The following is a 3,439-nucleotide window of genomic DNA, read 5'->3' as shown; positions in this document are numbered from 1 at the left end:
GGCTGCGCCGAATCTTCCGGCTGCGCCGAGCCTTCCGGGCGGGCCGCACATTCCAGCCCCGCCGGCGTTTGAGGCGCGGGTCCGGGCAGAGCCCGGGAGCGGCCCGCAGGGCGCCACCCCCACGGCCACCCCCACCGTCACCCTCTGGCCCGACACCTTCACGGAGTACCTCACCCCCGAGGCCGGCCGCGCAGCGGTACGGGTCCTGGAGGCCGCGGGCCTGCGAGTATCCGCACCCCGCGGCAGGGTCTGCTGCGGCCTGACCTACCTCTCCACCGGCCGCCTCGACCGCGCCCGCAAGGTCCTCCACCGCACCCTGGACGCCGTGGGCGACGTACGCGAACCCGTACTGGTCCTGGAACCCAGCTGCGCCGCGGCCCTCCGCGCGGACCTCCCCGCACTCCTCCCCGACGACCCCCGCGCGGCGCGCCTCGCGGCAGCCGTCCGCACCTTCGCCGAGACGCTGGAGGAGTACGCCCCGGCCTGGCAGCCGCCGCGCCTGGACCGGGCGGTGGTCGGCCAGACCCACTGCCACCAGCACGCGGTCCTCGGCGACGCGGCGGACCGGCGGCTGCGGGAGCGCGCCGGGCTGGTGGGCGAGCTCAGCGGCGGCTGCTGCGGCCTGGCCGGGAACTTCGGCTTCGAGCCGGGCCACCACGACGTGTCGGTGGCGTGCGCGGAGGAGCAGCTGCTCCCGTCCCTGCGTGCGGCCCCGCGGGACGCCGTGGTCCAGGCGGACGGCTTCTCGTGCCGCACCCAGATCGGCCAGCTGGGCGGGGTCCGGGCCCGTCACCTGGCGGAACTCCTGGCGGAGGGACTGTAAGGCAACACACGGACTGTAAGGCAACACACGCGGCAGCACTCCTTACGGACCCGTAATCTGGAGAAATGACCGCACCCTCCTCCCCCTCCATGACCACGACCACGACCACGACCGTGCCCGTGTCCGCCTCGGCGTCGGCGTCGGCGTCGGCCGCAGCCCCCCTCACCGCGCCCCCCGCGGGAGGCGCTTCGGCCCGGTTCGGTCCGGTCGCGCTGGTGATCTCGGCGGGGATCTCGGTGCAGTTCGGCGCCGCCCTCGCGGTCATGATCATGCCGAGGGCGGGTGCGGCGGGCGTGGTCACCCTGCGGCTCGCGGCGGCCGCGATCGTGCTGCTGCTCCTGTGCCGCCCCAAGGTCCGCGGCTACTCCCGCTCCGACTGGGGCACGGTGCTGGCCTTCGGCCTCGCGCTGGCCGGCATGAACGGACTCTTCTACCAGGCCATCGACCGGATCCCGCTCGGCCCGGCCGTCACCCTGGAGGTCCTCGGGCCGCTCGCCCTCTCCGTCGTCGTCTCCCGGCGCCTGGTGAACGTGCTCTGGGCCGGCCTCGCCCTCGGCGGCGTGGTCCTGCTCTCCGGACACGGCGGGGGCGGCCTCGGCTTCGGCTCCCTCGACCCGCTGGGTGCGGCGTACGCCCTCGGGGCGGGCGCGATGTGGGCGGCGTACATCGTCTTCAGCGCGCGTACGGGCCGCCGCTTCCCGCAGGCGGACGGCCTGGCCCTGGCGATGGCCGTGGCCGCCGTGCTCTCCCTGCCGCTGGGCATCATCGAGGCGGGCTCCGACCTGCTGGTCCCGAGCACCCTCGCGCTGGGCGTCGGCGTGGCCGTACTGTCCTCCGTCCTGCCCTACACCCTGGAACTGCTCGCACTGCGGCGGATGCCGGCCCCGACCTTCGCGATCCTGATGAGCCTGGAGCCGGCCATCGCGGCCACCGCGGGCTTCCTCGTCCTGAACCAGGCGATGTCCGCAATGGACGCCCTGGCCATCGCCCTGGTGATCGCGGCGAGCATGGGCGCGGTGCGGTCCCAGATGCGCAAGCGGACCGCCTGATGGACGCCGCCGCCTACCTGGCCGCCGTCCCGGACTCCCGCCGCCCGGCCCTCACCCTGCTCCGCGAGCTGTGCCTGTCCGAACTGCCGGGCTTCGAGGAGGTCATCGCGTACGGGGTGCCGTCGTACGTCCGTCCCGGCGAGCCGGTCGGGGAGATCGCCTGGGCGAACCAGAAGCAGTACATCTCCTTCTACCTGATGCGCACGGACGTACGGGACGCCTTCGCGGACCGCCTGGCCCCCCACGACATGGGCAAGGCATGCCTCCGCTTCCGCAACCCGGACCGCGTCGACTTCACCCTGCTCCGCGACCTCCTGCGCGCGACGGCCTCGGCGGGGCGCGGGCAGGTCTGCTGAGCGGGGGCGTCGACCACGCGTGGGGGCATGGGGTGAGTACGAGTCCACGCGTGCGGGGTTCCCGCCCCCTTGGCCCCCCGCTCGCGTGCGGTGGTTGCCCACCCGCCCCCCTCGGTGGCGGGGCGGGGGCTGAGGGCTTGCTGGTCGGGGTCGGGGGCGAGCGGATTCCGCTCGGGCGGTCCGGCCTGTGGGGCGGCGGCTTCGGGGTGGGCGGGAGCCTCTCGGGCGGGATCAGAGTGGGTTTGGGGGTTTCCCGTCAGTCTCATCGTCTCTCCGTGTCGGGCCGGTCCCTCAAGGGCGCTCCTACGTCGCGTCGCTTCGCGATGGCCTTCGGCCACCCTTGACCGACCGTCCCGCCACGGACATACGAAGACTGCCGGGAAACCCCCAAAGGAACGGGCCGGTCCGAGGTCATAGGGACGGGCCGATCAGGGACCCCCGGGCCCGGTCCGGTGGGGCAGATCGCGAGGCGGGCCCGTCTCCATCGGATCCCGGGTCGGGGGGCCGGGGGAAGCGCGTCCGATCGCTACGCGCTTCGCACGTCTCAGCGTCCGACGGCCGTACGGGGCCGGACATAGGCCGCCACCGATCGCTACGCGCTCCCCGACGACGGCGACTGCCGGCCGTCTGGGGCTGATGGGGACCGATGGAGGCTGGTGAAGGGTCCGGAGGGGCGATTGCTCACCTCAGCCGAGCTCTACCCGCATCAGAGCGACCTCGTCACCACAAATGCAGGGACAGATGGGGGTAATTGAGGCAAACGGGCGGCCTTCTCGGCCGCCCACCCTCCCTGACCCGGGTACAGCTCGGTATAGCGGTTGTCTGGGGCGTGAAGTGCCCGGACGGTCGTCGGTCGCGGTCGTGGAGCAGCGATTTCGGGTCGTGGGCGGTCTATGTCCAGCCCCAGACGGCCGTCGGACGCTGAGGCGTGAGGAGCGCGTAGCGATTTGACGCGTCCACCCCGTCTGATCGGTCGCCAGCTCGGTCTGGCCGCCGTCTTGTGGAACTTTGGCCGCCCCAGACCCCGGATCCGATGGTGATGGGCCCGCTCCTGGAGGTCTGCCCACCGAACCGGGGCCGCCCATCTCCGATCTCCCCGTCCCTGAAATAGAAGGCCCGGCCCGTTCCTTTGGGGGTTTCCCGGCAGTCTTCGTATGTCCGTGGCGGGACGGTCGGTCAAGGGTGGCCGAAGGCCATCGCGTAGCGACGCG

At 73.1% G+C, this 3,439-nt stretch carries 3 protein-coding genes; all 3 read left to right on the top strand.

Translation table 11 applies throughout. The annotated features are described in order from the left end of the window. Positions 1 to 823, top strand: an 823-nt coding sequence (locus ACZ45T_RS37210; RefSeq protein WP_468448585.1) for a (Fe-S)-binding protein, incomplete at its 5' end; no start/stop codon positions are given. Positions 824 to 912: 89 nt separating this feature from the next. Further along, positions 913 to 1,872, top strand: a complete 960-nt coding sequence (locus ACZ45T_RS37205) for an EamA family transporter (RefSeq protein WP_468448605.1) — start codon at positions 913 to 915, stop codon at positions 1,870 to 1,872. Then, on the top strand, positions 1,872 to 2,228 hold the full coding sequence (locus tag ACZ45T_RS37200) for a DUF1801 domain-containing protein (RefSeq protein WP_468448584.1): 357 nt from the start codon (positions 1,872 to 1,874) through the stop codon (positions 2,226 to 2,228). The genes ACZ45T_RS37205 and ACZ45T_RS37200 overlap by 1 nt, the downstream gene beginning before the upstream one ends. Positions 2,229 to 3,439 lie beyond the last annotated feature (1,211 nt).

Source organism: Streptomyces sp. NPDC030995 (assembly GCF_055571215.1).
This window is presented reverse-complemented; position numbering and strand designations above follow the sequence as displayed.